The sequence below is a fragment of the Streptomyces sp. NPDC094143 genome, from assembly GCF_040303825.1.
Lineage (GTDB): Bacteria > Actinomycetota > Actinomycetes > Streptomycetales > Streptomycetaceae > Streptomyces.
In genome coordinates, this window is sequence record NZ_JBEOTZ010000004.1 from 152,520 (window position 1) to 179,006 (window position 26,487).

Here is a 26,487-nt window from a genome sequence, read left to right on the forward strand (position 1 = left end):
GCGGCGACCCCGTGACAGCATCGCTGAACAAGCGCTTAGATAGGTGTCTCGACCGCCCCGCCCCGCCACCCCGACCTGGAGGCCCCGGTGTTCACGTCCGTCGACGACGTCTCCGCCCGTCTGGCCGAGACCGGTTATCTCGCCTCGCCGGCGGTCGCCACGACCGTGTTCCTCGCCGACCGCCTGGGCAAGCCGCTCCTCGTGGAGGGCCCGGCCGGCGTCGGCAAGACGGAGCTCGCCAAGGCCGTCGCCGAGGTCGCCGGGGCGCGTCTGGTCCGGCTCCAGTGCTACGAGGGCGTCGACGAGTCCCGCGCGCTGTACGAGTGGAACCACGCCAAGCAGCTGCTGCGCATCAGCGCCGGCCGCGACGAGACGTGGGACGAGACCCGCACCGACATCTTCGGCGAGGAGTTCCTGCTCACCCGGCCGCTGCTGACGGCCATCCGGGGCGACGACCCGAAGGTGCTGCTGATCGACGAGACCGACAAGGCGGACGTCGAGGTGGAGGGCATGCTTCTGGAGGTGCTCAGCGACTTCCAGGTCACCGTCCCGGAGCTGGGCACGATCACCGCGACCCGCCGCCCCTTCGTCGTGCTCACCTCCAACGCGAGCCGGGAGCTGTCCGAGGCGCTGCGCCGCCGCTGTCTCTTCCTGCACATCGGCTTCCCCGAGGAGGAGCTGGAGCGCCGGATCGTACGGCTGAGGGTGCCAGGGCTCGACGAGACGCTGGCGCGTTCCGTCGTGCGGGTCGTGGGCGCGCTGCGGGCGATGGACCTGCGCAAGGTGCCGTCGGTCGCCGAGACGATCGACTGGGCGCGCACCCTGCTCGCGCTCGGCGCCGGTACGCTGGACGAGACGGTCGTGCGGGCCACCCTCGGTGTGCTCCTCAAGCACCAGGACGACGTCCTGAAGGCGTCGGCCAAGCTGGACCTGGACGCCCTGTGACCACGGCGGTCACGGCGGCGGGTGTGGCCGAGCGGCTGACGTCCCTGGTCGGGGCGCTGCGGGCGCACGGCGTGCGGATCGGCACCGGCGAGACGGTGGATGCGGCGCGGGCGATCGGCGAACTGGGCCTGGCCGACCGGGAGCTGCTGCGCGAGGGGCTCGCGGCGACCCTGCTGCACGGGACCGGGCAGCGGCAGGTGTTCGACCCGGTCTTCGACCTCTACTTCCCGCGCGGGGTCGGCGCCCCGGAGCGGGAGCCGGCCGGCCGGCAGGACCTGCGCGACCGGCTGGCCGCCGCCCTGGCCGCCGACGACCGGGCGATGCTGGGCCGGCTGGCGATCGAGGCGGTCGACGGCTTCGGCGGTTACGGCTCCTCGCCGGAATCGGACGGCTGGTCGTCGTACCAGACGCTGGAACGGCTGCGCCCGCAGACGCTGATGGCCCGGGTCCGGGACGAGGTGCGCGCGGGAGGCGGGAGTTCCGGCTTCACGGACCGGCTGCTGGAGGACGAGGTGCGGCGGCGCATCGACGCCTTCCGGGCGCTGGTGGCGGCGGAGGCGCGCCGCCGGGTCGCCGAGCGGCGTGGGCGGGACGAGATCGCCCGGCGGGCGGTCGCCCCGACCGCGGACCGCGTCGACTTCCTGTTCGCGGGCAAGGACCGGCTGGCCGAGCTGCGCAGGACCGTGCAGCCGCTCGCCCGTAAGCTCGCGACCCGGCTGGCGGCCCGGCGCCGTCGCGCCGCCCGGGGCAGCATCGACCTGCGGCGCACCCTGCGCGGTTCGCTGTCGACGGGCGGGGTGCCGATGAAGCCGGTCCTGCGCCGGCGGCGTCCGGCCCGGCCGGAGCTGGTGCTGCTGTGCGACGTGTCGGGCTCGGTGTCCGGGTTCTCGGACTTCACGATGCTGCTCGTGCAAGCGCTGCACGACCAGTTCGGCAAGGTGCGCGTCTTCGCCTTCGTCAACCGGATCGACGAGGTGACCGGTCTGCTGGAGCACGGCAGGGCGGATCCGGAAGGGCTGGGCGCCCGCATCCGGGCGGAGGCGGCGATCACGGGCTGGCACGGCAGCAGCGACTACGGCATGGCCCTGGGCGAGTTCGCCGAGCGCTACGCGGACGTGGCCGGTCCGCGCACAACCGTGTTCGTCCTCGGTGACGCCCGGACGAACGGCGGCGACCCCAACCTGCCGGCCGTGCGCCGGATCGCCGAACGCGCCCGCCGCGTCTACTGGCTGAACCCGGAGCAGCGCTCGCGCTGGGGTAGCGGCGACTCGGTCGCCCCCGCCTACGCCGGGCTGGTCGAGATGCACGAGTGCCGCACCGCCCGGCAGCTGAGCGTCCTGGTGGCGCGGCTGCTGCCGGTGTGATCGGACGGCGGCGAGCCGGTGCTAGTCCTTCTTGGCGTACTCCTTGGCCATGCTGCCCGCGAAGTCGTACACCACGCACTGCTCGTCGCCGACGACCCAGGCGTCGTGCCCGGGCGCGCAGACGAACACGTCCCCGGGTCCCACCTCCGTCTCCCCGCCGTCGTCCATGCGGATGTGCAAACGGCCCGAGACGACGTAGCCGTTGTGGTGGATCTGGCAGCTGTCGGTCCCGGCGATGGGGGCGACCGACTCGGACCAGCGCCAGCCCGGTTCGAACGTGGCCACGGCGAAGTCCAGTCCGGTCATGTGGACGGCTTCGAGGTGGCCTCGGGGGTAGTCGCGCCGCTCGTCCGGCTTGTCGAGCGTCTTCACCTCAAGCATGACGCTCCTCCTCGGTGAGGGGTTTGCTTCCATCGTCCGTCCGGGGAGCGGGCGACGCCATTCAGGCAGGGCCCTGCCCGCACAGCGCCGCGAAGCGTTCCGTGTCGACGTTGCCGCCGGAGACGATCACGCCGATCCGCCGGGGCAGCGGGCCGACGCGGCCGTGGAGCAGGGCGGCCAGGGGCGTGGCGCCGCTCGGCTCGACGACGATCTTCAGGCGCTCGAAGGCGAACCGCATCGCGTCCCGGATCTCGTCGTCGCCGACCAGCGCGATCCCGTCGACGAGACGCCGGTTGACGGAGAAGGTCAGTTCGCCGGGCGTGTGCAGGGCCTGGCCGTCGGCGATGGTGTGCGGGACCGGGATGCTGACGCGCCGCCCCGCCTCCAGCGAGCGCCTGGTGTCGTCCCCGGCCTCCGGTTCGACGCCGATCATCCGGATGCCCGGGTGCAGGACCTTGGCGACCGTGGCGCTGCCGGCCATCAGCCCGCCGCCGCCGACCGGCGTCAGCAGCGCGTCCAACTCCCCGGCTTCCTCCAGGAGTTCCAGCGCGGCCGTGCCCTGCCCGGCCATCACGTGCGGGTGCTCGTAGGGCGGGATGAGGGCGAGGCCCCGCTCGGCTGCCAGGGCCTCGGCGACGGCGACGCGGTCGCCGGTGTAGCGGTCGTAGGTGACGATCTCGGCGCCGTAGCCCGCGGTGGCCGCGCGTTTGGACGGCGGGGCGTCCTCGGGCATGACGATCACGGCCGTGGTGCCCAGCTCCCGGGCGGCCAGGGCGACGGCCTGGGCGTGGTTGCCGGAGGAGTAGGCGGCGATGCCCCGGGACAGCTGCTCGGGCGTGAGCCGGGAGGCGGCGTTGTAGGCGCCGCGGAACTTGAAGGCGCCGACGCGCTGGAAGTTCTCGCACTTGAGGTGGACCTCGGCACCGACGAGTGCGTCGAGCGTGCGCGAGCGCAGCACGGGCGTGCGGTGGGCGACGCCCTTGAGCCGGGCGGCGGCGTCCCGGACGTCGTCGGCGGTGACCGGCGGGGTGGTGGTCGTCACGGGTGCCCTCCAGGGGACGTGTCGCGGGCCGCCCGGGCCCGGGCGAGGTAGTGGTAGGCGGAGGCGCGGGAGATGCCGAGCCGCGCGGCGACCTGCTCGACCGCCCCGCGCACGGCGAAGACACCGCGTGCGTCCAGCCCGTCGAACAGCTCCAGGCGCTCCTCGCGGTCGAGTTCCGGCCAGCTGCCCCGCTGCCGGGTCCGGTGGGCGTCGACGAGGGCGTCGACCACGGAGTCGATGTCGTTGCCGAAGGTGGTGACCGGCAGCTCGGCCGGGGCGGAACCGGCGCCGGCGAGCGCGCCGAGCAGCTCGTGGACCTTCCCGACGGCTCTGACGTCCACGTTGACGCAGAGGGCGCCGAAGACGGCTCCCGTGGAGTCGCGCAGCACCATCGTGGAGGACTTGACGACCGTCCCGTTCCGGGCGCGGGTGACGTAGTTCAGCTGGTCGGCCGCCTCGTCGCCGCGGGCCAGGACGCGCATGCCGATCTCGCTCATCGCACCGCCCACCGTCCGGCCGGTCACCGATCCGGCCACGGCGACGACCGACTTCTCCGGGTTCCGGTAGTCGTGCAGCACGACCTCGCAGACCGGGCCGAAGGTCGCGGCGACGCCGTGGACCACGGGCGTCAGCGCGGCGAGGATCGCGTCCCGTTCGGCGTCCCGTTCGGCGTCCGGCGCGGTGGCCATCCCATCCCCTCTCGTCGGCTTCAGCCCTTCGGCGGCTCCCACAGACAACCACTTTAGACCAGCAGTCCAGCTTCTGGATAGACAATCCAGAAGCGGGCCGTCTCCGGCATTCCTGTGGCGTCCCCTGGCCTTCGCGAGCACGGACCCGGACGTGGCCGAGGCCCGCGGGGTGCCGGTACGAGGGCTGTCCCTCGCGTTCACGCTGGTCCTCGGACTCGCCGTCGCGCTGTCGGTGCGGGTCGTGGGGGCACTGCTGGCGCTGTCCCTGGTCGTCACCCCGGCGGCGGCAGCGGCCCGCGTGACCGCCTCACCGGTCCTGCTGCCCGTGCTGGGCGTGCTGTGCGCCGTGGTGTCGATCGAGGGCGGCATCCTGCTCGCCCTGGGCGGCAGCATTCCGACCAGCCCTTACGTCACGACGATCTCGTCCACGCTCTACGCGGTGTGCCGGGTCGCGGGCCGGTACCGCGGGCGGCGCCGCGGTGCGAGGCGGACGGTGCCGCGACCGGCCTGACGGGGCCTCGTCGACACCGCAGCCGTGCGCGGCGTACCAGGACGGCCGGGCCGGGCAGCGCGGCCCGGACACCGGGCCCGCCGCCCGCCGGGGCGAACCGGCGGGCGGCGCGGGCCCGTCAGGCCGCGGCCAGGGCGGGCGCCGGGGGCGACGCCGGTTCCTCCGCCTCGGCGAGCTGCGCCAGGAGCGTCGCCCGGGCGCGGGCCACCCGGGAGCGGACCGTACCGACCGGGCAGTCGCTCACCGCGGCGGCCTCCGCGTACGGCAGGCCGAGCAGCTGTGTGAGGACGAACGCCTCGCGCCGCTCGTCGGGCAGCGCGGCCAGCAGCTCCTGCAGAGCGACACCGTCGTCGAAGCCGGGCAGGCCGCGCGGCTGGGCGAGTTCGGCCGCCGGCTCCCAGTCCGGCAGGTCGGCCCGGCGGGGGCGTGCGGCGGTGTACCGGATGCTGTCGGCGACCGCGCGCCGGGCGATGGCCAGCAGCCAGGTGCGGGCCGAGGAGCGGCCCTCGAACCGGTGCAGACTGCCGAGCGCCCGCAGGAACGTGTCCTGGGCCAGGTCGTCCACGGCCTGCGGATCGGCGCACAGGTGGGCGACGTACCGGATGACGTCGCGGTGCAGGGCGCGCACGAACCGGTCGACGGCCGCGGAGTCACCGCCGCGGGCGGCCAGCGCCCAGGCGGTTATCGACGCGTCGGCGAAGGCCGTTGCCTCGGGCGCGTGGGGCAGGGCAGGAGTGATCACCTGATGTCCTTCGGGTCTTCCGGGCCGCGGGCGGGCGGGCACGGCGGCACACGGGTGCCGGGGCGTGCGCACGGGGCCGCGCGGTCCGGTGAGCTGACGGGGACACGGCCGTTGCGCTGCGGCGCGCCCGCCCCCGGCGGGCATGACCGCCCGGGGCACCGGCGTACCGGGGTACGACCGTGACCGGGGCGTACTGGGCCGCCCCGGGAGTGCCGGCTGCCGTCAGGCGGCAGCGGTCCCCGCGGGCGGACCGCGAGAGGTGATCGCGTGGACGAGGAGGAGCAGGCGCGGGGCCCGGTCGGACGACGGCCGCCCGACGCGCGCGGGCGGAGGCGGCGGTGCGGGCCGGGCGAGCAGCAGTCGCAGCGGCGCGGCCAGCCGGCTGCCCACGGCGCGCAGGAGCCGGAAGACGGCGCGCTCCCCGTGGCCCAGCCACAGGCCGCAGAGCAGGGCGGCCAGCAGGTGGGCGGCGAGCATGCCGAGGGAGGAGTCACCGCCGGAGGCGTGCCCCGGGTGCCCCATGTGCCCCATGCCCGAGTGCATGGACGCGGATGTGGACAGGGGCGTGGAGCCGGACATGGGCATGGGCATGGACTCCATGGAGTTCAGGCCGTGCGCCGTCGCGGACCCGGCCACGCCCCGGGGCGCGAGCGAGAAGGCCGAGTGCAGCGCCGTCTGGACCACCACGGCGACCGCGACGACCAGCAGGAGCCCCCGCTCACGGCCGGCCAGGCACCAGCCCGCGGCGCCGGTCACGCCCCAGCCGGCCAGCAGGACCGGCACGGGCACGTGATCGCCGGACATCATGACGTGTCCCAGGGCGGCGAGCACGACACAGACGGCCGCGAACACCGCGGCCCGCGTCGCGCGCACTCCCCGCCCAGCCGCCATGGCGCCTCATCCTCGCATTCCGGCCCCACGTGAACGCCCCTGAGTACGGACATCGGCGGGGCCGGACACTCAATCGACCACTTGTGAACCACATCACAACGGTTCGTCCGTGAGTTCCGGGGGCGGTGACGGACCAGCACACGAGGCGGGAGGCGCGGGCGGCGTCCGGGCGCCCGGCCGGTCCGCTTAGGGTGCTCGGCATGACGACGAAACCGGCGGCGGACCAGACACGGCAGACGGAGCGGGCACGGCAGGCCGGCCAGGAACGGCAGACGGAGCGGACGGGGCGGACCGGCCGCGTGGCACAGGCGTACCTCTCCGAGTTGTTCTCCCTGGAGGGCCGGGTCGCGGTCGTCACCGGCGGCAGTTCCGGCATCGGCCGGGCCATCGCCGGCGCACTCGCGCACGCCGGGGCGAGCGTCGTGGTCGTGGCCCGCACGGAGGCGGCCCTGGAGGCGACGGTCGGGGAACTGACGGCCGAGGGCTGTCGCGCGGCCCGGGTCAGCGCGGACCTGGGCACGCGCGAGGGCGTGCGGACGGCCGCGGAGCGGGCGGTCGAGGCGTTCGGTGAGCCCGACATCCTCGTCAACTGCGCCGGGATCAACCTCCGTCCGCACATGGACGAGCTCACCGAGGACGTCTGGGACGCCACCATGGCCGTCAACCTGGAGGCACCCTTCCTGCTCGGACAGCGCTTCGGCCCCGGCATGGCGGAGCGCGGGTACGGACGGATCCTGAACATCAGCTCGCAGCAGGCGCACCGGGCGTTCGTGCAGAGCGGTGCCTACGGCGCGTCCAAGGGCGGGCTGGAGGCGCTGACCCGCTCCCAGGCCGAGGCGTGGTCGCCGCGCGGCGTCACCTGCAACGTCCTGGTGCCCGGCTTCGTCATGACGCCGCTCAACGCACGGCTGTCGTCGGACCCCGAGAAGGTGGCCGGTCTCGCCGCGCGCACGCTCATCGGGCGGAACGGGCTTGCCGAGGACTTCGCGGGCGCGGCGGTGTTCCTGGCGAGCCCGGCGTCGGCCTACATCACCGGGCACTCCCTCTTCGTGGACGGCGGCCTGTCCGTCCACTGAGCCGCCGGCGCCCGGCCGCACCCGCGGTCACTGCCGACGGCGCGGGCCCGCACCCAGCGCGTGCTGCCGGCCGCTCCCCGTGCGGCGGCCGCGCGCCGGGCTTCGGCGATCATCCCGCCGTCCGGGTCCGCGCCCACGCCCTCACCGAACAGGTGGGCGAGGCGCAGCCCGGGCGTCCCGGGTCCGCAGCCCACGTCGAGCAGACGCCCGCGCCCGTCGAGGCGCAGGGCACCGGCGAGGGCGTCCGCCAGACCGGGGGCGTACGGCAGCCGCCCCCGGTCGTCGTAGGGCGCGGACCCGGCGAACGGCATCTGGTCCCACCCCCCAGCCGCCCGCCACACCCGCCCACCGCCCTCGCCCGTGCGCCACCACCGTCCGGTGGCGGCTGTCGATGATGGCCCGCCCGCACGGGCCGGGGTGCCGTGGACGGCGGATGCGCCGACGGGCGCGGGCCGGTGCCCGGTGTCAGGCTGGGCCCAGGACCTGCGAAAGGGAAGCATCGCCATGATCACCACGGAGTACGCCCCCGGTTCCCCCTGCTGGCTCGACCTCGGCGCTCCGGACGTCCGGGCCGCCGCGGCCTTCTACGGCGCCGTGCTCGGGTGGGAGTACGAGTCCATGGGCGAGAGCGAGGACTTCGAAGGCGGCATGTTCCGCAAGGACGGCAAGATCGTCGCCGGCCTCGGCAAGCTCACCGAGGAGGGCGCCCGCTCGGCCTGGATGCTCTACTACCAGGTCACCGACGCGGACGCGGCGGCCCAGGCCGTGCAACAGGCGGGCGGCACGGTCCGGGTGGCGCCGATGGACCTCGACGAGTGGGGCAGGATGGCGCAGTTCAGCGACCCGCTGGGCGGCCAGTTCGCCGTCTGGCAGCCGGGGACGAGCGCGGGCCTGGAACTGGTGGACCAGCCGGGCTCGCTGTCGTGGACGGAGCTGTACACGAGCGACGCCGCCGCCGCGAAGGAGTTCTACGGCGGTCTCTTCGGCTGGCAGTTCGGTGACATGCCGCTGCCGGGCGGCGGAGGCACGTACACCCTCATCACCCCCGCTGGGCTCCCCGAGGAGCGCATGCACGGCGGCCTGATGGAGGTGGGCCGGGAGGCCCTCGCGCTCGCGGGCGGCCGGCCGTACTGGCACCCCGTCTTCGCCGTGGACGACTGCGACGCCGCGGTGGCCAGGGTCGGGGAGAACGGCGGCAGCGTACAGATGGGACCCGAGGACGCGGAAGGCGTGGGCCGCCTGGCCGTCTGCCTGGACCCGGCGAACGCGGACTTCGTGCTGCTCACTCCCGCCGAGATGTGAGGGTCGCCCCCGAGTGGTGAGGGTCGCCCCAGAGGTGTGCGGGCCGCCCCGCCGGCCCGGTCCCGGGGGGCCGACGGGCCCCTCGGAGCACCTGCCTACTACTTGCATATGATGCGCAAATGCGCGACTACATCATCAGGGAAGCCACGCCGGACGACATCGACGGGGCCCGGGTGGTGATGCTGGACGCGGTGTACCGGGACTTCAAGACGGGCTACGTGCCGCGCTGGCACGCCGACATCATCGATCCGGTGTCGTACTACGTCACGCCACCGCGGCACACGCTCCTGGTGGCGGTGGACGAGAGCGACGGCACGGTGGCGGCCACGGCCGCGCTGGACGCGCGCGGACCGGCACACCCGCCGAACCCGCGCCGGCTGGCCGAGCGGTTCCCGTCCGGCGAGACCGCGCAGCTGCGCCGGGTGTACGTACGGCCCGAACACCGCAGGCGAGGGCTTGCCCGGCACCTGGTGGAGCGGCTGCTGGAGTTCGCGCGGGCCGACGGCGGCTACCGGTCGGTGTATCTGCACACGTATCCGGACTCCCCCGGTGCGATGGGCCTGTGGCGGACGCTGGGCAAGGTGCTGTGCGACGAACGGGTGGACGTCCCCGGCGGGGGCAGCGGGGCCGTGCACTTCGAGATCCCGTTCGCATGACGCAGGTGGCGAAGCGGCTGCGCGTCCTCGCACGGGGCGGCGGCCCGACGCTGCTGTGGCGTGCCGTGCTGACCGCGGGCGCTCGTGGGCGCGATCGGCCTGCTGCCGTGGCTGTCGCGCACCGATCCGGCGCTCACGGTCCTCAAGGCCCGCTCGGCGGAGCGCGACCCGACGCCCGTCACCCTGCGCGCCGTCCGTGCCGAACTGGGCCTGGACGACGGCCCCCTGCACCTGCTCGGCCGCTGGCTGGGCGGACTGCTGCACGGGGACGCGGGCACGTCGTGGGTGTCCGGCTCCGAGGTGCTGCCCGGGGTCGCCGAGGCGCTCGGCGTGTCGCTGCTGCTGATGTCCGGGGCGCTCGTGGTCGCCGCGCTCACGGCGGCGGCGGTGTGTGCCCGCACGCTCCGGCTAGGCGCGCGGCGGCGGCTCGGCGGGCGCCAATCCGCCGGTTCGGCGGCGGCCGTCACGGCCGCGCTGCCCGAGTTCCTCGTCGCCTCGGTGCTGGCCTCGGTGATCGGCGTGCAGCTGGGCTGGCTGCCCGCCCTCGGCTGGTACGGGCCGCAGTGGACGGTGCTGCCCTCGCTGGCCCTCGGCCTGCCAGCGGCGCACCGCCTGCCGCGCCACCGACGCCGGCGGGATGCCGCGCGCGGCCGCGGCCGACGCCCACGGCTCGGCGAATGCGCCGGGCAGCAGATCGTCCAGCATCCGCCCGAGGACCGCCCTGGGCCGTCCTCTTCCCCGCGGCCGTGCTCGCCCTGCTGGGGGCGCTGGCGGTGACGGCCGCCGGGGGCGTACGCCTGCCCGGGCGGCGCGGGCGGCCCCGTGGGCAGGCCGGTCCGGTCCCGCGGCCGCCCGGGCCCGTGCCACGGCAGCGGCCGAACCGCCCCGAGGCCCGTGTGGTCCCCGCTTCCCTTTCCGCCTCACCGACAGAAGAACGATGACCGGCCTCATCTCCCGTGTCCGGGCCCGCCGGGCCGCCCGCACGCCCCTGGGCACGACGACCGACAGCGCGAGGACCGACGGCACGGCGCCGCGGGCCCCGCGCGAGAGCACCCGGCGGCTCTGGACGGACCTGTCCGCCCTGCTGCGGCTGCTGATCCTGACCCAGCTCGCCTTCAACCTCGGCTTCTACGCCGTGCTGCCGTTCCTCGCCGAGCACCTCGGCACCGCGATCGGCATGGCGGGCTGGCTGGTCGGGTTCGTGCTCGGGCTGCGCACCTTCAGCCAGCAGGGCCTGTTCGTGGTCGGGGGCCGGCTGGTGGACCGGTGGGGCGTGCGGCCGGTCGTGCTGGCCGGCTGTGCGCTGCGGATCGCCGGGTTCGCCTGGCTCGGGTACGCGGAGGCGACCTGGGCCGTCGTCGGGGCGGTGCTGGTGGTCGGTTTCGCCGCCGCGCTGTTCTCCCCCGCCGTGGAGTCCGAGGTGGCCCGGCAGGCGGTCGCGTGGGAGGAGGACGGGCACGGCCCGCGCACCCGGGTGCTGGCCCTGTTCAGCGTGGCCGGGCAGGTGGGCGCCTTCGTGGGGCCGCTGCTCGGGGCGCTGCTGCTCGCGGTCGGCTTCCGCACGGCCTGCCTCGCCGGTGCGGCGGTCTTCGTGCTGGTCCTGGCCGGGCACCTGTGGCTGATGCCGCGGCACATCCCCGGCCGGGTCCGCGTCCGGGAGCGGGGCGGCGTGCGCGTCCTGCTGCGCAACCGCCGTTTCCTGGCGCTGTGCTGCGCGTACGGCGCGTACCTGCTGGGCTACAACCAGCTGTACCTGGCCCTGCCGGACGAGGTGCAGCGCGCCGCCGGTTCCCAGGCGCCGCTGTCCTGGCTGTTCGCCCTGTCGTCGGTCCTCGTGGTGTGCGCGCAGCTGCCGGTGACCCGCTGGGCGGGCGACCGCCTCGACCTGCGCCGCTCCATGGCCGCCGGACTGCTGCTGATCACAGCCGGTTTCGCGGTGGTGGCCGCCGCGCGCCCGGCCGGCTGGACGGGTACCGCCGGGCTGCTGCCGGCCGCGGGCTTCGTCGTGCTGCTCACCGTCGGGCAGATGCTCGTGGTGCCCGCCGCCCGGGCCTGGGTGCCCGACCTCGCCGAGGCGGGCCGGCTCGGCCTGTACACGGGCGCGCTGTCCTCCGTCTCCGGTGTGATCGTGCTGGCCGGCAGCGCCGCCACCGGCTCGCTGCTCGACCTGGGGCTGCCGGCGGCCGTGCCGTGGCTGGTCCTGGCGGCCGTACCGGCTCTGGCCGTGGCGCTGCTGCCGCGCCGGGAACACAGAGAGGACCGGCAGGACGGTACGGGCAGGGAGGAGGGGGCGCCCCGGGCGGAGTGATCCGGGCTCCCCCCTCCCCCGCGGACGCACCCCCGGAGTGCGACGTCGCACGCGCCCCGGCTGTCGAGGGGGCCGTACCGTGCGGCTCACCGCCGCGGAGCACAATGATCATCCGGCGCCAGTATCCTGGGTCGGCTGTGGCACCCCCCACCAATCCCCGTGCGACCACGGGGAGTTCGGGCTGCGGCAAAGAACTTCCCACCTGCATGAGACGAGGACGAGTGCTGCTAGCGGGCCGCTACCGGCTGGATGTTGAGATCGGGCGCGGTGGAATGGGAGAGGTCTGGCGGGCGTACGACGAGACGCTCGCCCGAGCGGTGGCCGTCAAGCTGCTGCTGCCCCAGGACACCGACGCCACGGCGGCCTCCCGGTTCCGCCTGGAGGCCCAGACCGCCGGGCGTCTCAACCACCCGAACCTGGTCGGCGTGCTCGACTTCGGCGAGTACGACAACCGGCTGTACCTGGTGATGGAGCTGGTCGAGGGCGACAGCCTCGCCGGGGTGCTCGCCGCGTCGGGCGCACTCCCGGCCGGCCGGGTGGCCGACCTCGCCGCCCAGGCCGCCGCGGGGCTCGCCGCCGCGCACGGGCAGGGCATCGTGCACCGCGACATCAAGCCCGCCAACCTCCTGCTGGACCACCACGGCACCCTGAAGATCGGCGACTTCGGCATCGCCCGCTTCCTCGACGACCCCGGCGCCGCGCTCACCGCGACCGGGCAGATCGTCGGCACCGGCCTCTACCTCGCGCCGGAGCGCGCCCTCGGGCAGCCGGCCGGCCCCGCCTCCGACATGTACTCGCTGGGCTGCGTGCTCTACCAGCTGCTCAGCGGCCGCCCGCCGTTCCAGGCCGACACCGCCGTCGCGCTCCTGCACCAGCATCTCGACGCCGCGCCCGTGCCGCCCCGCGAACTCGGCGTCGCCGGTCTCCCGCCGGCGTTCGAGAACTACCTGCTGGGACTGCTCGCCAAGCAGCCCGAGGACCGGCCGTCGGCCCAGCAGGCCGCCGAGTGGTTCGCCGGCGGCGCCTGGCAGGGGCGGCCCGAGCCGCTGCCGGAAGCCACGCCCCCGACGGCCTCCCCGGTCCCGTCCCCGGCGCCGGCGGCCTACCCGCGGGCCGGGACCGGCGCCCCGGCCACATACGCGCTGCCCACCGGGTCGCGCACCGCCCCGGGCGGGCGGGCCCGCCGCGCGGCACCGCGGGGCGGCCCGGGCGGCGGTCCGCAGGGCGGAGCGGGCAGCCGTGCGCAGGGCGGTCCGGGCAGCCGTGCGCAGGGCGGTCCGGGCAGCCGTGCGCGGGGCGGCTCGGACGGCCGGTCGCGCCTGGCCGTCACGGCCGCCGCCGCGGCTCTCTTCCTCGCGGCGATGTACCTCGGCATGGTGTGGTTCGCGCCCGAGGACACCGCGACGAAGGGCACCGAACCCGACGCCTCGCCGTCGGCGAGCAGTCCGGCGGCCTCCGCGGAGCCGAGGTCGGGAGCCTCCGCCGGTCCGGTCACGTCCACCGCGGGCACCGGCGTGACGCCGGCCGTCGGCACCGTGGGCGATGTCACCCCGTCTTCCGAGGCGCCCGCCGCCCCGGGCCCGGCCGAGCCGACGCCCGGCCCGTCGAGCCCGGCGCGGGAGCCGGGCGCGGGCGGCGCGGAGCAGGTGGAGCAGCCGGGGCAGCGGCCTCCCCACGTCCCCGCGGACGGCGGGGAGGACGAGGACGACGAGGGCGAGGACTGAGCGGGCCTGCGCCGGTGCGCGAGCGGGCGCCCCCTCGCGCGCCCCCTGGGGCGGCTTGTCATCGCCCTGATCCCGGCCTTATTGTCACCACGCCTTGGTGAACGGGAAATCCGGTGTGATGCCGGTGCGGCCCTCGCCACTGTGAATCGGGAAGTCCGGCTCCGGCCCTCGCGGGCAGCCACTGGGTCCTCGTGACCCGGGAAGGCGGAGTTCGGGCGGTGGTACCCGTCAGCCAGGAGACCGGCCAAGGCGCGTCAACCATCCACGAGGTGCTGGAGAGGGTCTGCTGAGCCATGCACATAGCCGAGGGTTTTCTGCCTCCGGTGCACGCGGCCGCCTGGGGCGTCGCGTCGGCGCCGTTCGTCGTCCACGGAGTCCGGTCACTCACCCGTGAGGTGCGCGAGCACCCCGAGAGCACCCTGCTCCTCGGTGCCTCCGGCGCCTTCACCTTCGTCCTGTCGGCCCTGAAGCTGCCGTCCGTCACCGGAAGTTGCTCCCATCCCACGGGCACCGGCCTGGGGGCCATGCTGTTCCGGCCGCCCGTCATGGCGGTGCTGGGCACCATCACCCTGCTCTTCCAGGCGCTGCTGCTGGCGCACGGCGGGCTGACCACGCTCGGCGCCAACGTCTTCTCCATGGCGATCGTCGGGCCCTGGGCCGGCTACGCCGTCTACCGGCTGCTGCGCCGGTACGACGTGCCGCTCATGGTGACCGTGTTCTGCGGGGCGTTCGTCGCCGACCTGTCCACCTACTGCGTCACCAGCGTGCAGCTGGCGCTCGCCTTCCCCGACCCGGGCAGCGGGTTCCTGGGCGCGCTGGGCAAGTTCGGGTCCATCTTCGCCGTCACCCAGATCCCGCTCGCGGTCAGCGAAGGGCTGCTGACGGTGCTCGTGATGCGGCTGCTGGTGCAGTCCAGCAAGGGCGAACTGACCCGGCTCGGCGTGCTGTCCGGCGCGAAGAGCGCTCGGACCGAGTCGGAGGCGGTGGCGCGATGAGCCGGAACACGAAGATCAACCTGCTGCTGCTGCTCGTCGTGGCCGCCCTCGCGGTGCTGCCCCTGGCCCTCGGCCTCGGTGACCACAAGGAGGAGCCGTTCGCGGGCGCGGACGGTGAGGCGGAGTCCGCGATCACCGAGATCGAGCCGGGCTACGAGCCGTGGTTCTCCCCGCTGTACGAACCGCCGTCCGGGGAGATCGAGTCGGCCCTGTTCTCCCTCCAGGCCGCTCTCGGCGCCGGTGTCCTCGCCTACTACTTCGGCCTGCGCCGCGGGCGCCGGCAGGGCGAACAGCGCGCGCTGGAGCGGGAAGCCGGGAGCGCGCCCGCCGGCGCGGCCGGGAAGTCCGCCGACGGTCAGGGCTGAACCCGGGTGCTGCCGATCGACGTGGCGGCGCACAGCAGTCGCTGGCGCCGTCGTCACCCCGTGGACAAGGCCGTGCTCGGGCTCGGTCTCACCGTGCTCGCGATCTCGCTGCCGCCCTGGCCGGGCGCGGCGCTGGTGCTGGTGACGGCCCTGGCGCTGCTGCTGGGGCCGGCGGGCGTGCCGGGCCGGCGGCTGTGGCGGGCCTACCGGGTGCCGCTGGGCTTCTGCGTGACCGGCGCGCTCCCGCTGCTCGTCCGGATCGGCGGCCCTGACGGTTTCGTCTCCCTCGCCGGTGACGGGCCCGTCCGGGCCGGGGAGTTGCTGCTGCGCACCTCGGCGGCCTCCCTGGGCGTGCTGCTGTTCGCCTTCACCACCCCCCTGTCCGACCTGCTGCCGCGCCTGGTCCGGGCCGGGGTCCCCGCGCCGGTCGTCGACGTCGCGCTCGTGACGTACCGGATGAGTTTCCTGCTGCTGGACTCCGTGCGGCGGATCCGGGAGGCCCAGGCCGCGCGTCTCGGCCACACCAGCCGGGCCGCGGAATGGCGTTCCCTGGCCGGGCTGGGCGCCACCGCGTTCGTGAGGGCCTTCGACCGGGCCGCCCGCCTGCAGGCCGGACTCGCCGGGCGCGGCTACGACGGCACCCTGCGCGTGCTGGTGCCTCAGGCCCGGGTCTCCGCCCGCTTCACGGCCGCCGGTTGTGCCCTGCTCGTGGCACTGACCGCTCTCACCTTCGTCCTGGAGAGGCCGCTGACATGAGCGAGCCCGCCCTCGTCGCCCTGCGGGGCGCGTCCTACGGCTACGAGGACGGCCCGCCCGTGCTCAGCGGCCTCGACTTCGACATCCGCGAGGGGCGCGCGCTGGCGCTGCTCGGCCGCAACGGCAGCGGCAAGACGACCCTGATGCGTCTCCTGAGCGGCGGACTGAGGCCGGACGAGGGCCGGCTGACGGTCGACGGGCAGCCGGTGACGTACGACCGCAAGGGTCTGACCCGGCTGCGGACGACCGTGCAGCTGGTGGTGCAGGACCCGGACGACCAGCTGTTCGCGGCCTCGGTCGGGCAGGACGTGTCGTTCGGGCCGCTCAACCTGGGTCTGGACCAGGCGGAGGTGCGGGCGCGGGTGGCGGAGGCGCTCACCGCACTGGACATCACCGCCCTGGCCGACCGGCCCACCCACCTGCTCTCCTACGGGCAGCGCAAGCGCACGGCCATCGCGGGCGCGGTCGCCATGCGGCCCCGGGTCCTGATCCTCGACGAGCCGACGGCCGGACTCGACCCCGACGGCCAGGAAAGGCTCCTCACCACGCTCGACGGACTCCGCGCCACCGGCACCACGGTGGTGATGGCCACCCACGACGTGGACCTCGCGCTGGCCTGGGCCGACGACGCGGCGCTCCTCACCCCGTCCGGCGTCCGCACCGGCCCCGCGCCCACGGTCCTGGCCCGCACGGACCTGCTGCGCGCGGCGGGGCTGCGGCTGCCGTGGGGCGCCGCCGCGGCCGAACTCCTGCGCGCACAGGGGCTGTTGACCGGCACGGAGCGGGGTCCGCGCACGCCGGCCGAGCTCGCCGCGCTGGCGGCCGGGCGGCCGGCGGCGTCCGGGGCCTCGAACGTCCCGCCCCGGCGCGGTCAGTCGAAGTAGGACTGGAGCGAGCCGCGGCGGCGGACGTCGAGGGTCGCGCAGTGGAACGAGCCGCCGAAGGGGGCGTAGTGCAGCAGGTCGCACGGGATCGGCTCGAAGCCCCACTTCTCCAGGGCGCGCAGCATCCCGGTGTGATGCCGCTCGGCGATCACCCGCTTCTCGTCGACCATGAGCACGTTCATGCTGAGCCACTTGCCGCACATCGACGTGACCTGGAGCAGCCGCTCGTCGATCGGGTCCGGTTCGGGCGCGACCAGCACCTCCCAGGAGTCGAGGATGTCCGGCAGCCCGTCGGGGTCGACGTACTCGGGGTTGATCAGCACCTTGCCGGGGGCGAGCAGCACGAACGTGGTGTCGATGTGCATGGGCGTGCGGCAGCGGCTGGCGATCTCGTGGACGCGGTACCCGGGGCCGAGGTGGCGGCGCAGCCAGTCGATGCCCATCGCGTTGGTGACGTTGCTGCGCGTCACGAACAGATCGCGCCCGGCCCGGACGAAGTCCGCCGCGTCGAAGACGGGCTCGAACTCGGTGAGGATGTACCGCATGGGTTCGCCGTCCTCCGGGACCCGGAAGTCCGGATCGAACAGCTCGTCCGCCAGCTGCGGTTTGGGCGCCGCCGTCCAGCGCGCGCCGCGCCGGAAGTAGTCCTTGAGGATCGGCCGGTAGGAGTGCGTCTCGAAGTAGCGGCACGGCCAGGCCATCGGCGTCTCGATGATCTCGTCGCCGATCACCAGCATGCTGTCCCGCGGACAGGTGTTGCAGAAGCCGCGCGAGGACCAGTCGGGCGTGCCGAAGCGGCGCCGGTGGTCGACCGCGTCCGGACGGCGGACCGTGACACCGAGGGACTCCAGGAGGGCGACGAACGCGTCGAGCTCCTGGCGGGCCTGCTCGACGAGCAGACGCGGATACCGCAGCCCCGCGGCGAGCCCCTGCAGACGCCCGGCCCAGGGCGGCACGTTGCAGGTGACCACCGGGTGGCCGGAGGGGATGGTCGCGCCCTCCAGCCGCCCGACGATGATCTCCTCCAGCGGATCCCACTCGTTGTGCGAGCTGACCGGCTGGGCGAGGTGCTCCGGGCCGGGGGCGGCCGGGGTGGGGTGCTTCGCGGCCTCGTCGGCGACGGTGGCCGTTCCGGGAGTGTCTGTGACCGCCATGCTCACCACTCTTCTGGTCGCACGCTTCGGTGGCACGCCGCGCTGTGACACGGCGCGAGGCGGCCCGCCGGAGCGTGCCCCCAGCCGTCGCGCGGGGCTTCGACACCCGCGCGGGCGGGCCGGCCGTGACATACGGTTGCCCACCTTCGGGCACTTCACTACGTTGCCGAGGTGGATCTCTTCTCGACCTCCTGGGCGGCGCTGCGCGCGGCCGTCGCCGGTCTGTCCGACGAGGACTTCACGCGCCCGTCCGGCTGCACGGGCTGGCTGGTGCGGGACCTGGTGTGCCACCTGGTCATCGACGCGCAGGACGTCCTGATCACCCTCGCCACCCCGTCCCACCGGGAGCCGACCCGTGACGCGGTGACCTACTGGGAGGTCTCCGACACCCCGCCGACCGGCGAGGACCCGCTCGACGCGCTGACGGTCCGGCTGGCCGCCGCGTACCAGGAGCCGCACCTGCTGAAGCTCCACCTGGACGACGTGGGTTCCGCCGCCTGCCGTGCCGCCCTGCTCGCCGACCCGGCCGGCCGGGTCGGCACCCGCGACGAGGTCCTCACGGTGGCCGACTACCTCTCGGTGTACGTGCTGGAGTGGACGCTGCACCACCTGGACCTGATCGCCCACCTCCCGGACCCGGAGCAGCCCCCGGCGGCGACGCTCACCCGCTCCCGCGAGCTGCTGGAGCGGATCGCGGGCGGCGCGTTCCCCGCGTCGTTCCCCGACGTGGACGCGCTGCTGATCGGCACGGGGAGGCGGGCGCCGACCCAGGCGGAGCGGGCAGGGCTCGGGGAGCCGGCCGACCGGCTCCCGCTCTTCCTCGGCTGAAAGGCCCGGCGCGAGCCCCGCCGTCGATCCGTTCCGGACGAGGTGGGAGCATGGCGAGTATGGACATCCGCCGCAGGAACCACGTGAACGTCACCGGTCCCGAAGACGCCCCGGTGCTTCTCCTGGCCCACGGGTTCGGCTGTGACCAGAACATGTGGCGCCTGGTGGCGCCGGTGCTGGCGGAGCGCTACCGCGTGGTGCTGTTCGACTACGTCGGCTCCGGCAAGTCGGACCTGGCGGCGTGGAGCGAGGAGCGGTACTCCTCGCTCCACGGCTACGCCCGCGACGTCGTGGAGGTCTGCGAGGAGCTCGGCCTGCGGCAGGCGGTGTTCGTGGGGCACTCGGTCAGCGCCATGGTGGGCGTGCTCGCGGCGCAGGCCGCGCCGGAGCGGATCGGGGCTTTGGTGATGGTGACGCCCTCGCCCTGCTACATCGACAGCGGGGACTACCGCGGCGGCTTCAGCACGGAGGACATCGACGAGCTGCTGGCCTCCCTGGAGGCGAACTACCTGGGCTGGTCGTCCGCCATGGCACCGGTGATCATGGGCAACCCGGACCGCCCGGAGCTGGGGCGGGAACTGACCAACGCCTTCTGCGCCACCGACCCGGACATCGCCCGGATCTTCGCCCGTACGACGTTCCTGACCGACAGCCGTGAGGACCTCAAGGGCGTCCATGTGCCGACCCTGGTGCTGGAGTGCGAGCAGGACGCCATCGCTCCCCGCGAGGTCGGCGCGTACGTCCACGCGGCGATCCCGTCCTCCCGCCTGGTCACGCTGGACGCCACGGGGCACTGCCCGCAGCTGAGCGCGCCCGAGGCCACCGCCGAGGCGATCCTCGACTTCCTGGAGTCCCTCAAGTGATGTGCCGCAGGGGCGGTCCGGAGCCCACGGGGACCGGGGACGGGGCGAGCACGGACGCGGCCTTCACCGCCCTGCTGGAGGACAGTGCCGAGGACCTCTACGAGTCGGCACCGTGCGGCTATCTGTCCACGCTGATGGACGGCACCATCGCCAAGATCAACGCGACGCTGCTGGACTGGCTCGGCCTGGAACGCGAGGCCGTGGTGGGACGCAGGCGCTTCACGGACCTGCTCACCGTCGGCGGCCGGCTCTACCACGAGACGCACTTCGCGCCGCTGCTGCGCATGCAGGGCGAGCTGCGCGGGATCGCCCTGGAGATGCGGCGCGAAGGCGGCGGCCGGCTGCCGGTGCTGGTGTCCGCCGTGGTCAAGCACGGCACCGAGGGCGAGCCGCTGCTCATCCGCACCACGGTCTTCGACGCCTCCGACCGCCGTGCCTACGAGGAGGAACTGCTGCGCCGCCGCCAGGAGGCCGAACGGGCCCGGGCGGAGGCGGAGCGGGCCCGGGCCGAGGCCGAGGCGGCCCGACGGCAGGCCGAGGCCGACCGGGCCCGGCTGGCCGCCGCCCTCGCCGTCCTGCAGCAGTCCCTGGTGCCGGACTCGCTGCCCGCCGTGCCGGGCCTGGAGACGGCCGTCCACTACCACACGGCCTCGCCGGACCGGCTGGGCGGCGACTTCTACGACCTGTTCCCGGTGGCCGGCGACCGGTGGGCGTTCTTCCTGGGCGACGTGTGCGGCAAGGGGCCCGAGGCCGCCTCGCTCACCTCGCTGACGCGCTACACGCTCCGGGCCGCCGCGCACCACGACCCCGAGCCCGCGGCGGCCCTGGCCACGCTCAACGCCGTGCTGCACGAGCGGTACACGGGTGACGGCAACCCCCGCTACTGCACGTGCATCTTCGGGATCGTCGAGCCGGCGGGCGAGCACGGCCCGGCGGTGGTGCGTCTCGCCTCCGGCGGGCACCCGCCGGCTCTCGTCCTGCGCTCCGACGGCAGTGCCGAGTACCTGCCGACCCCGGGCGGCCTGCTCGTCGGGGTGCTGACCGACGCGCCGATCGGCACCGCTTCGACCGTCCTCGACCCGGGCGACACACTCGTGCTGTACACCGACGGTCTCACCGAGGCCCGCACAGGGCCCGGCCGTGACGACCGGTACGGGGAGGACGCCCTGCTCGCCTTCGGCGCCGGCCTCGCGCCCGCCACGCCCCGTGAGGTGATCACCGCGCTGACCGGGCTGCTCGCGGGCTTCGGCGACGGGCTGGACGACGACACCGCCCTGCTCGCCCTCGGGGCCCCCTTGCCCGCGATGCGCCCCGCGACGAGCCGCCTGCCATGAATCCGCTGACCATCGGCCTTCGCTCCACGCCGGCCGGCCCCGTGCTGCGGGTGGCGGGCGATCTCGACTTCGACCGGACCCCCGAGCTGCGCCGGCGGATCGACCAGCTCACCGTGGAGCCCGGGCAGCGCCTGGTGATGGACCTGTCCGGCCTCACGTTCTGCGACTCCTCCGGCATCACCGCCCTGCTCGCCGCCCGCCAGCGCGCCCTGGCCGCCGGGGCCGACATCGCGCTGGCCGCCGTACCGGCCAACCTGATGCGGGTCCTCACCCTCGTCGGCCTCGACCGGGTCTTCACCCTGCTCCCGGACACTCCCCCTGGGTGACCCGGGGCGTGGCGGGCTCGCCCTGAGGGGACGAGCTCGCGTGCGCCCGGGCCGGCTCCGCCCCCGAGTCCGCCCGCCGTGCCTCTTGGCGCTCCCCGCACACCACCGCCCGGCCGGAAAACGCTTGGACTGCGCGGTCGCGGTCGCGGGACACTTCCGGACTCGACCCGAAACTCCACACATCCGTTGCGGTGACGGCCCCTGCCCGCACACGCGCGGGACGGGCGGCCGCAGGACGACACAGGGGTGGGATGGAAACGCCTGGATCACGCAGGGTTCAGCCGGGCAAGCGCTCGGTCCTTCTGGCACTTCGGTACTACGGGAGGGAGCTGTCCCGGCTGCGCCGGTGGACGGCTCCCGCCATGTTGCTCTCGGCGCTGGGCAACATCGGCATCAACTACATCGCGCCGCTGATCGTCGCCAAACTGGTCGGCGCCCTCGCCGGCGGCCGGGACGTCACGGCCGCCTCGGCGCTGCCGTACGTGCTCGGCTTCGCCGGTGTCCTGCTGCTCGCGGAGGCGCTGTGGCGGATCGCGCTGCACTGCCTGAACCGGCTCGACGCCCTGGGCATCGAGCATCTGTACGTCATCGGGATGGACGAGCTGTTCGCCAAGGACGCCGCGTTCTTCCACGACAACTTCGCCGGCTCGCTGACCAAGCGCGTGCTCAGCTTCGCCTCCCGTTTCGAGCCGTTCGTGGACACGCTGACCTTCCAGATCGTGGGCAGCTTCGTGCCGCTGACGTTCGGCGCGGTGGTGCTGTGGCACTACGAGCCGCTGCTCGTGGCCGGCCTGCTGTTCATGATCGTGCTGACGGCGGTGCTGGTCGTGCCGCTCATCCGCCGGCGGCAGCGGCTCGTCGACGAGCGTGAGGAGGCGATCGCCCGGGTGTCGGGCCATGTCGCCGACAGCCTGATGAACATGGAGACCGTGCGGGCCTTCGCCGCCGAGGAGCGCGAGGCCGCCGAGCACCGCTCCCGGGTCGCCACCTCACGCCGGCTCACCCTGCGCTCGTGGGACTACGGCAACCTGCGCATCGACACACTGGTCGCGCCGATGTCCGTGGTGACCAACGCGGTGGGTCTGCTGCTCGCGGTGACGCTCGCCGGGGGCGCGAACGGCGTGGAGGCGATCGTGGTCGCCTTCACGTACTACACCAACGCGACCCGCATCATGTTCGACTTCAACCAGATCTACCGCCGGCTGGAGGGCTCGATGACGGAGGCCGCGCAGTTCACCGAGCTGCTGCTGACGCCGCCGACGGTGCTCGACCCGCCGGAGCCGGAGCCGCTGCGGCCCCGGGGCGCCGACGTCCGCTTCGAGAAGGTGACCTTCGCCCACCGGGGCGGGCGCCCGCTCTTCGACGGGCTCGACCTGGACGTGCCGAGCGGGTCGAAGCTCGGCCTGGTGGGCCGGTCGGGCGGTGGCAAGACCACGCTCACGCGGTTGTTGTTGCGGATGACGGACATCGACGGCGGCCGCATCCTGATCGGCGGCCAGGACATCAGCCGACTGCGCCAGGCCGACCTGCGCGGGCAGATCGCCTACGTCCCGCAGGACCCGGCGATGTTCCACCGCACCCTGCGGGACAACATCGCGTTCGCCCGGCCGGACGCGACCGAGAAGGAGATCCGCCGGGCGGCCGAGGCGGCGCACGTCACGGAGTTCGCCGACGCGCTCCCGGACGGCTTCGACACCATGGTGGGCGAGCGGGGCGTGAAGCTGTCCGGCGGGCAGCGCCAGCGCGTCGCCCTGGCCCGGGCGATCCTGCGCGACGCGCCGATCCTGCTGCTCGACGAGGCCACCAGCGCCCTGGACTCGGAGAGCGAAGTGCTCGTCCAGGAGGCGCTGTGGCGGCTCATGGAGGGGCGGACCGCGCTGGTGGTGGCGCACCGGCTGAGCACGGTCGCGACCATGGACCAGCTCGTCGTCCTCGACCGGGGCCGGATCGTCGAGCAGGGCAGCCACCAGGAGTTGCTCGCGCTGGGCGGCGCCTACGCCAAGCTGTGGCAGCACCAGTCGGGCGGGTTCCTCGACGACACGGCTGGGCAGGCCGAGGTGGTGTAGCGCGGCGGACCGTCTCCCCTCCCGGCGGGGAGGCGGCCCATGACCGGCGAGGCCCCCGGCGGCCTCGCGGCTGCGGCCCGGCCGGACCGCCCCCGGACCGGCCGACAGGTCCTCGGGGACGGGTCGGGCGGCGTCTACCCACCCGAACTGCCCGTCTGCCGGCCCGGGTTCGCCGGACCGGGCGCCGCAAACACCGCACAGGCCCGTTTCACCCACGGGTGTGACACCGGACGGCCACCCGGGTGAACGCCGTGTCACGGAGCGTGACCGGCCGTTACGGTGGCGCGGTGCTCAACGCCCCGCGTGCCCGCTTGACAGCCGTCGCCGTCCGTCTGCCGTCCCGTTTCCGGAGCATGGAGGAGATCCGAGCCGGGATCGCGGAAGCCTGTGCGTCCCGCCGCCCGGCCTGTCGCAGGACATCCCGCGCCGGGCACCTGGTCATGGACGACGCCGGCGGCCAACTCGGCGCCCGCATCCGCGACTTCGCGCTGCCCGAACCCCTGCGAGGACAGTGATGACCGCCCCACCCGACAGCATCTCCGCCCGTCTGGCCCGCCTCGGCGAGCACCCGCGTTCCCCCGTCATCGTCCGCTGCAGCGGCCCCGTCTCCGCCGAGGACGTGACGGCGGCCCAACTGCTGGACGGTTGCACGCGGATCGCCGACGCCCTGCGGGCGGCCGGGGTGCGCTCCGGCGACAGGGCCGTGGTGATGACCCGGGACGCCTATCAACTCGTCGTCTGCATCTACGCGTTGACCTCGCTCGGCGCTGTTCCCGTGCTGGTCGAGCCGCCTGCCGGGGTGCGGCACCGCCAGGACGAGATCGCCCCCGGTGTGTTCATCGGGGAGCCGCCGGCGCACGTGGCGCGCCGCGCCCTGGGCTGGGGACACGGCCACGTCCGTACGGCCCTGGTCACCGGCCGCGGCTTCCCCGGGCAGGCGCACCTCCTCGGGCGGCACCTGCCGTCGGCCGTGCCGGACGGCACCGGTCCCGCCCCGCGCGTGGCGGAGCCCCGGCCGGAGGACCTGGCGATGATCGCCTTCGCGTCCGGCTCCACCGGGCGGCCCAAGGGCGTGCGGTACGCCCACGCCACCCTCGCCGGGCAGCTCACCGCCCTGGATTGCGTGCTGCGGGCCGAGGCGGACGACGTGCTGCTCTGCTGCTTCCTGCCGTTCGCCGCGCTGGGTCCGCTGCTCGGCGTGACCACGGTCGCCCCGCAGGTCGACCACCTGGCCCCCGCGCGCACGCCGCCGGCACACCTCGTGGGCCCCCTGCTGCACCACCGGGCGAGCGTCCTGCTCGGTTCGCCGGCGGTCCTCGGTCTGATCGCCGGGCACTGCTCCCGCCACGGTCTGACGCTGCCGTCGGTGCGCCGCGTGGTGTCCTTCGGCGCGCCGCTGCACCCGCGCCTCGCCGAGGCCCTGGCCAGGGCGCTGCCGGCCGGGGCGGAGATCCTCGGCGTCCACGGCGCCACGCAGTGCCTGCCCGTCGCGGCCATCGACGCGGAACAGTCGCGCACGCTGCGGATCCAGCCGCCGCCGGGGCACGCGGGCACCTGTCTGGGCCGGCCCCTGCCCGGCGTCCAGGCGCGCGTGCTGGACGCCGACGCCACCGGTCTGGGCGAGATCTCCGTCGCCGGGCCGGCGGTCGGCCCCGGCCGCCACGCCCGGCCCGAGTCCACGGACGCGGCCCGGACCGAGGCGGACGGCACGCTCTGGTACCGCACCGGTGACCTGGGGCGCCTCGACGACGAGGGCCGCCTGTGGTACCTGGGCCGCAAGGCCGACCTCGTCACCGGCGAGGACTTCACCCTCACCACCGAGGACATCGAGGTCCTCGCCGACACCGCCGCCGGGGTCCGCCGCACCGCCCTGGTGGGCGTCGGCCCCGCCGGGCGGCAGCGGGCGGTGCTCTGCGTCGAACCCGAGCGCGCGGCACGCAAGGACACGGTCGTCGGCGCCCTGCGCACGGCCCTCGGCGACCACCCGCAGGCCCACCGCATCGGCTCGGTGCTGTTCCACCCCCGTCTGCCCACCGACTTCCGCCACGACTCCGGGATCGACCGTGCTCGGCTCGCCACCCGGGCCGGCGATGAGGGCCACGGGCGGGAGCGGGTCGGTGCATCGCGCGGTTAGGTCCGGGCGGTCCGGGAACGCGGTGCGCTGTACGTCCCCGAGCCGAGGGTGCCGCGATGACCGAGTACGAACGTTCCCGCACGATGCCCGCCCAGCCCGAGCACGTCTTCGACCAGGCCGCCGACGTGGGCCGGCTGGACACCTGGCTGCCGGACGCCCTGCACGTGGAGGCCGGGGAGCTGCCGGCCGTCACCGTGCACGAGGACCGCGCCGACGAGGACACCGCCGCCGTGCTGCGGGCCCGGCCCGAGCAGATGCGGCTCGAATGGGGCACGCGTGAGCATGGCGGTTACGCGGGCTGGCTCCAGGTCGCCGGTGTCGGCGGCGGCACCAGTGAGGTGACGCTGCACCTGTCGTTCTTCGACGCCGGCCACGACCCGGGCGAGGGCGCCGTCGTCGACGCCCTCGACACCAGCCTGCGGCGCCTGGAGGAACAGGTGCGGCAGCGCGTCGGCCACACGGCGGACTGACCGCCGTGGCACGCGCCAAGCAGTACGCCGTCGCGGCGTCCGGGCAGTGGACCGACGAGGAGGAGGGCCGGCGCCGCCTGCCGTCCGGGGAGGTGCACGCCTGGGAGCCGGGCCGGAACGAGACCGTCTGCGGGCTGTCCCTGAGCCGGTCCCAGCTCCTGCGTTTCCCTCATGTGGGCTGGCCGGACACCTTCCCGGAGTCCGGCGGAGCGGCGGACCGGGTGCGCCGCCAGTGCCCGCGCTGCGCCTCGGTGGCCGGCCGCCGCGGTCTCGACGCCCGGCCCCGCTGGCACCGCACCAACCCCCGGCCGTGAGCGGCGGTCCTCACCGGCCCTCGCACCCGCCGGCGGAGCCGCAGCCGGCGGGGCCGGACCCGATCGGGACGCCGTTGCCGCGCAGCACCTCGCGCACGTCCAGGATCAGGGAGAACACCTTCTGGTTGCGGTCCTCCCCCTGCTCGTCCCAGGCCCGTTGCTCCGCATCCAAGGCGATCCGGTCCTCGGCGAACACCCGCTCTCTGAACCGCCTGATCAGCGGCCGGGCCAGGTGCCGGGCGGCGGGGACGCGCGGCTTCCCGATCATGAGCAGGCCGTAGGTGTGGCACCTGCGCTGCTCGGCGTCGTCGGGCACGTAGGCGGCCCAGAGGCGGAAGGCGGGGCGCTCGGCGTCGCCCGCACCCGC

Annotated in this window: 26 protein-coding genes, 4 pseudogenes and 1 riboswitch; of the genes and pseudogenes, 22 read left to right on the forward strand and 8 right to left on the reverse strand. The window is 74.7% G+C overall.

Translation table 11 applies throughout. The features are described 5' to 3' along the window. The first annotated feature begins 87 nt into the window (after positions 1-87). Together ABTZ58_RS07225 and ABTZ58_RS07230 are read left to right on the forward strand one after the other, a co-directional pair. The gene (locus tag ABTZ58_RS07225; protein WP_351351418.1) at positions 88-945 is read left to right on the forward strand and encodes an AAA family ATPase; all 858 of its coding nucleotides are present in this window, start codon (positions 88-90) and stop codon (positions 943-945) included. Continuing rightward, positions 942-2,309, forward strand: coding sequence for a vWA domain-containing protein (locus ABTZ58_RS07230; protein ID WP_351351421.1), 1,368 nt, complete (start codon positions 942-944; stop codon positions 2,307-2,309). The genes ABTZ58_RS07225 and ABTZ58_RS07230 overlap by 4 nt, the downstream gene beginning before the upstream one ends. A gap of 21 nt (positions 2,310-2,330) precedes the next feature. On the opposite strand, the gene ABTZ58_RS07235 is transcribed toward ABTZ58_RS07230, so the two are convergent. The 3 genes from ABTZ58_RS07235 to ABTZ58_RS07245 all read right to left on the reverse strand — a co-directional run bounded on the left by ABTZ58_RS07235 (position 2,331) and on the right by ABTZ58_RS07245 (position 4,421). Continuing rightward, positions 2,331-2,690, reverse strand: a complete 360-nt coding sequence (locus tag ABTZ58_RS07235; protein WP_351351424.1) for a cupin domain-containing protein — start codon at positions 2,688-2,690, stop codon at positions 2,331-2,333. A 61-nt stretch (positions 2,691-2,751) separates the two neighbouring features. Further along, on the reverse strand, positions 2,752-3,732 hold the full coding sequence (locus ABTZ58_RS07240; protein WP_351351427.1) for a pyridoxal-phosphate dependent enzyme: 981 nt from the start codon (positions 3,730-3,732) through the stop codon (positions 2,752-2,754). Then, positions 3,729-4,421: a helix-turn-helix transcriptional regulator gene (locus tag ABTZ58_RS07245; RefSeq protein WP_351351430.1), complete on the reverse strand. Its 693-nt coding sequence runs from the start codon at positions 4,419-4,421 to the stop codon at positions 3,729-3,731. Before ABTZ58_RS07245 ends, ABTZ58_RS07240 begins: the two co-directional genes overlap by 4 nt. A gap of 106 nt (positions 4,422-4,527) precedes the next feature. Here ABTZ58_RS07245 and ABTZ58_RS07250 point away from each other — a divergent pair. Next, positions 4,528-4,932: pseudogene (locus tag ABTZ58_RS07250) on the forward strand (metal ABC transporter permease); the annotation flags it as partial. A 118-nt stretch (positions 4,933-5,050) separates the two neighbouring features. Here ABTZ58_RS07250 and ABTZ58_RS07255 read toward each other — a convergent pair. Both ABTZ58_RS07255 and ABTZ58_RS07260 read right to left on the reverse strand, forming a co-directional pair. Next, complete coding sequence (locus ABTZ58_RS07255; RefSeq protein WP_351351432.1) at positions 5,051-5,674, reverse strand: sigma-70 family RNA polymerase sigma factor; 624 nt, start codon at positions 5,672-5,674, stop codon at positions 5,051-5,053. A 222-nt stretch (positions 5,675-5,896) separates the two neighbouring features. Further along, on the reverse strand, positions 5,897-6,565 hold the full coding sequence (locus ABTZ58_RS07260; protein WP_351351435.1) for a hypothetical protein: 669 nt from the start codon (positions 6,563-6,565) through the stop codon (positions 5,897-5,899). A gap of 200 nt (positions 6,566-6,765) precedes the next feature. On the opposite strand from ABTZ58_RS07260, the gene ABTZ58_RS07265 reads away from it, so the two are divergent. Continuing rightward, positions 6,766-7,641 carry an SDR family NAD(P)-dependent oxidoreductase gene (locus ABTZ58_RS07265; RefSeq protein WP_351351438.1) on the forward strand — a complete coding sequence of 292 codons (876 nt, stop codon included), beginning with the start codon at positions 6,766-6,768 and terminating at the stop codon, positions 7,639-7,641. Here the strand turns inward: ABTZ58_RS07265 and ABTZ58_RS07270 are convergent. Further along, positions 7,626-7,980 (reverse strand): annotated as a pseudogene (locus ABTZ58_RS07270) (methyltransferase domain-containing protein); the annotation flags it as partial. The gene ABTZ58_RS07265 and the pseudogene ABTZ58_RS07270 overlap by 16 nt on opposite strands. Before the next feature lie 165 nt (positions 7,981-8,145). Between ABTZ58_RS07270 and ABTZ58_RS07275 the strand changes: the two are divergent. From ABTZ58_RS07275 to ABTZ58_RS07315, 9 genes and pseudogenes are all read left to right on the forward strand, one after another. Then, positions 8,146-8,943, forward strand: a complete 798-nt coding sequence (locus ABTZ58_RS07275) for a VOC family protein (RefSeq protein WP_351351441.1) — start codon at positions 8,146-8,148, stop codon at positions 8,941-8,943. Positions 8,944-9,062: 119 nt separating this feature from the next. Beyond that, positions 9,063-9,599, forward strand: a complete 537-nt coding sequence (locus ABTZ58_RS07280; protein ID WP_351351444.1) for a GNAT family N-acetyltransferase — start codon at positions 9,063-9,065, stop codon at positions 9,597-9,599. Continuing rightward, positions 9,596-10,220, forward strand: a pseudogene (locus ABTZ58_RS07285) (ABC transporter permease family protein); the annotation flags it as partial. The gene ABTZ58_RS07280 and the pseudogene ABTZ58_RS07285, both read left to right, overlap by 4 nt. A gap of 316 nt (positions 10,221-10,536) precedes the next feature. Further along, complete coding sequence (locus tag ABTZ58_RS07290; protein ID WP_351351447.1) at positions 10,537-11,907, forward strand: MDR family MFS transporter; 1,371 nt, start codon at positions 10,537-10,539, stop codon at positions 11,905-11,907. Positions 11,908-12,113: 206 nt separating this feature from the next. Further along, positions 12,114-13,631 carry a serine/threonine-protein kinase gene (locus ABTZ58_RS07295; protein ID WP_351351450.1) on the forward strand — a complete coding sequence of 506 codons (1,518 nt, stop codon included), beginning with the start codon at positions 12,114-12,116 and terminating at the stop codon, positions 13,629-13,631. A 78-nt stretch (positions 13,632-13,709) separates the two neighbouring features. Next, positions 13,710-13,894: riboswitch (cobalamin riboswitch) on the forward strand. A 30-nt stretch (positions 13,895-13,924) separates the two neighbouring features. Continuing rightward, positions 13,925-14,626: an energy-coupling factor ABC transporter permease gene (locus tag ABTZ58_RS07300; RefSeq protein WP_351351452.1), complete on the forward strand. Its 702-nt coding sequence runs from the start codon at positions 13,925-13,927 to the stop codon at positions 14,624-14,626. Continuing rightward, the gene (locus ABTZ58_RS07305; RefSeq protein ID WP_351351455.1) at positions 14,623-14,991 is read left to right on the forward strand and encodes an energy-coupling factor ABC transporter substrate-binding protein; all 369 of its coding nucleotides are present in this window, start codon (positions 14,623-14,625) and stop codon (positions 14,989-14,991) included. The genes ABTZ58_RS07300 and ABTZ58_RS07305 overlap by 4 nt, the downstream gene beginning before the upstream one ends. Before the next feature lie 6 nt (positions 14,992-14,997). Next, positions 14,998-15,747 (forward strand): cobalt ECF transporter T component CbiQ, encoded by a 750-nt coding sequence (gene cbiQ, locus ABTZ58_RS07310; RefSeq protein ID WP_351351458.1) that lies wholly within the window; start codon positions 14,998-15,000, stop codon positions 15,745-15,747. Further along, positions 15,744-16,631, forward strand: coding sequence for an ATP-binding cassette domain-containing protein (locus ABTZ58_RS07315; protein WP_351351461.1), 888 nt, complete (start codon positions 15,744-15,746; stop codon positions 16,629-16,631). The genes cbiQ and ABTZ58_RS07315 overlap by 4 nt, the downstream gene beginning before the upstream one ends. Here ABTZ58_RS07315 and ABTZ58_RS07320 read toward each other — a convergent pair. Then, on the reverse strand, positions 16,619-17,785 hold the full coding sequence (locus ABTZ58_RS07320) for an amidinotransferase (RefSeq protein ID WP_351351464.1): 1,167 nt from the start codon (positions 17,783-17,785) through the stop codon (positions 16,619-16,621). The genes ABTZ58_RS07315 and ABTZ58_RS07320 overlap by 13 nt on opposite strands. Before the next feature lie 171 nt (positions 17,786-17,956). Between ABTZ58_RS07320 and ABTZ58_RS07325 the strand changes: the two genes are divergently transcribed. From ABTZ58_RS07325 to ABTZ58_RS07365, 9 genes are all read left to right on the forward strand, one after another. Beyond that, on the forward strand, positions 17,957-18,613 hold the full coding sequence (locus tag ABTZ58_RS07325; protein ID WP_351351466.1) for a maleylpyruvate isomerase N-terminal domain-containing protein: 657 nt from the start codon (positions 17,957-17,959) through the stop codon (positions 18,611-18,613). 59 nt (positions 18,614-18,672) lie between these two features. Continuing rightward, positions 18,673-19,476: an alpha/beta fold hydrolase gene (locus tag ABTZ58_RS07330; RefSeq protein ID WP_351351852.1), complete on the forward strand. Its 804-nt coding sequence runs from the start codon at positions 18,673-18,675 to the stop codon at positions 19,474-19,476. Then, positions 19,476-20,810 carry a SpoIIE family protein phosphatase gene (locus ABTZ58_RS07335; RefSeq protein ID WP_351351469.1) on the forward strand — a complete coding sequence of 445 codons (1,335 nt, stop codon included), beginning with the start codon at positions 19,476-19,478 and terminating at the stop codon, positions 20,808-20,810. The genes ABTZ58_RS07330 and ABTZ58_RS07335 overlap by 1 nt, the downstream gene beginning before the upstream one ends. Next, positions 20,807-21,136 carry an STAS domain-containing protein gene (locus ABTZ58_RS07340; protein ID WP_351351472.1) on the forward strand — a complete coding sequence of 110 codons (330 nt, stop codon included), beginning with the start codon at positions 20,807-20,809 and terminating at the stop codon, positions 21,134-21,136. Before ABTZ58_RS07335 ends, ABTZ58_RS07340 begins: the two co-directional genes overlap by 4 nt. Before the next feature lie 251 nt (positions 21,137-21,387). After that, positions 21,388-23,202, forward strand: a complete 1,815-nt coding sequence (locus tag ABTZ58_RS07345) for an ABC transporter ATP-binding protein (protein ID WP_351351475.1) — start codon at positions 21,388-21,390, stop codon at positions 23,200-23,202. Between the two features lie 353 nt (positions 23,203-23,555). Further along, on the forward strand, positions 23,556-23,717 hold the full coding sequence (locus ABTZ58_RS07350) for a hypothetical protein (protein WP_351351478.1): 162 nt from the start codon (positions 23,556-23,558) through the stop codon (positions 23,715-23,717). Next, the gene (locus ABTZ58_RS07355; protein ID WP_351351481.1) at positions 23,717-25,336 is read left to right on the forward strand and encodes an AMP-binding protein; all 1,620 of its coding nucleotides are present in this window, start codon (positions 23,717-23,719) and stop codon (positions 25,334-25,336) included. Before ABTZ58_RS07350 ends, ABTZ58_RS07355 begins: the two co-directional genes overlap by 1 nt. Before the next feature lie 56 nt (positions 25,337-25,392). After that, positions 25,393-25,806, forward strand: coding sequence for an SRPBCC family protein (locus tag ABTZ58_RS07360; protein ID WP_351351484.1), 414 nt, complete (start codon positions 25,393-25,395; stop codon positions 25,804-25,806). 5 nt (positions 25,807-25,811) lie between these two features. Then, positions 25,812-26,120 carry a hypothetical protein gene (locus tag ABTZ58_RS07365; protein ID WP_351351487.1) on the forward strand — a complete coding sequence of 103 codons (309 nt, stop codon included), beginning with the start codon at positions 25,812-25,814 and terminating at the stop codon, positions 26,118-26,120. A gap of 10 nt (positions 26,121-26,130) precedes the next feature. Here ABTZ58_RS07365 and ABTZ58_RS07370 read toward each other — a convergent pair. After that, positions 26,131-26,475: pseudogene (locus ABTZ58_RS07370) on the reverse strand (aromatic ring-hydroxylating dioxygenase subunit alpha); the annotation flags it as partial. Positions 26,476-26,487 lie beyond the last annotated feature (12 nt).

What these genes read in the sequence shown, in the direction of transcription:
- ABTZ58_RS07275 (WP_351351441.1), top strand. Translation starts at nt 8,146, where the DNA reads ATGATCACCACGGAGTACGCCCCCGGTTCCCCCTGCTGGCTCGACCTC.
- ABTZ58_RS07260 (WP_351351435.1), bottom strand. Translation starts at nt 6,565, where the DNA reads ATGGCGGCTGGGCGGGGAGTGCGCGCGACGCGGGCCGCGGTGTTCGCG.
- ABTZ58_RS07235 (WP_351351424.1), bottom strand. Translation starts at nt 2,690, where the DNA reads ATGCTTGAGGTGAAGACGCTCGACAAGCCGGACGAGCGGCGCGACTAC.
- ABTZ58_RS07305 (WP_351351455.1), top strand. Translation starts at nt 14,623, where the DNA reads ATGAGCCGGAACACGAAGATCAACCTGCTGCTGCTGCTCGTCGTGGCC.
- ABTZ58_RS07330 (WP_351351852.1), top strand. Translation starts at nt 18,673, where the DNA reads ATGGACATCCGCCGCAGGAACCACGTGAACGTCACCGGTCCCGAAGAC.
- ABTZ58_RS07360 (WP_351351484.1), top strand. Translation starts at nt 25,393, where the DNA reads ATGACCGAGTACGAACGTTCCCGCACGATGCCCGCCCAGCCCGAGCAC.
- ABTZ58_RS07295 (WP_351351450.1), top strand. Translation starts at nt 12,114, where the DNA reads ATGAGACGAGGACGAGTGCTGCTAGCGGGCCGCTACCGGCTGGATGTT.
- ABTZ58_RS07340 (WP_351351472.1), top strand. Translation starts at nt 20,807, where the DNA reads ATGAATCCGCTGACCATCGGCCTTCGCTCCACGCCGGCCGGCCCCGTG.
- ABTZ58_RS07265 (WP_351351438.1), top strand. Translation starts at nt 6,766, where the DNA reads ATGACGACGAAACCGGCGGCGGACCAGACACGGCAGACGGAGCGGGCA.
- ABTZ58_RS07280 (WP_351351444.1), top strand. Translation starts at nt 9,063, where the DNA reads ATGCGCGACTACATCATCAGGGAAGCCACGCCGGACGACATCGACGGG.
- ABTZ58_RS07245 (WP_351351430.1), bottom strand. Translation starts at nt 4,421, where the DNA reads ATGGCCACCGCGCCGGACGCCGAACGGGACGCCGAACGGGACGCGATC.
- ABTZ58_RS07355 (WP_351351481.1), top strand. Translation starts at nt 23,717, where the DNA reads ATGACCGCCCCACCCGACAGCATCTCCGCCCGTCTGGCCCGCCTCGGC.
- ABTZ58_RS07335 (WP_351351469.1), top strand. Translation starts at nt 19,476, where the DNA reads ATGTGCCGCAGGGGCGGTCCGGAGCCCACGGGGACCGGGGACGGGGCG.
- ABTZ58_RS07345 (WP_351351475.1), top strand. Translation starts at nt 21,388, where the DNA reads ATGGAAACGCCTGGATCACGCAGGGTTCAGCCGGGCAAGCGCTCGGTC.
- ABTZ58_RS07320 (WP_351351464.1), bottom strand. Translation starts at nt 17,785, where the DNA reads ATGGCGGTCACAGACACTCCCGGAACGGCCACCGTCGCCGACGAGGCC.
- ABTZ58_RS07350 (WP_351351478.1), top strand. Translation starts at nt 23,556, where the DNA reads ATGGAGGAGATCCGAGCCGGGATCGCGGAAGCCTGTGCGTCCCGCCGC.
- ABTZ58_RS07290 (WP_351351447.1), top strand. Translation starts at nt 10,537, where the DNA reads ATGACCGGCCTCATCTCCCGTGTCCGGGCCCGCCGGGCCGCCCGCACG.
- ABTZ58_RS07315 (WP_351351461.1), top strand. Translation starts at nt 15,744, where the DNA reads ATGAGCGAGCCCGCCCTCGTCGCCCTGCGGGGCGCGTCCTACGGCTAC.
- ABTZ58_RS07300 (WP_351351452.1), top strand. Translation starts at nt 13,925, where the DNA reads ATGCACATAGCCGAGGGTTTTCTGCCTCCGGTGCACGCGGCCGCCTGG.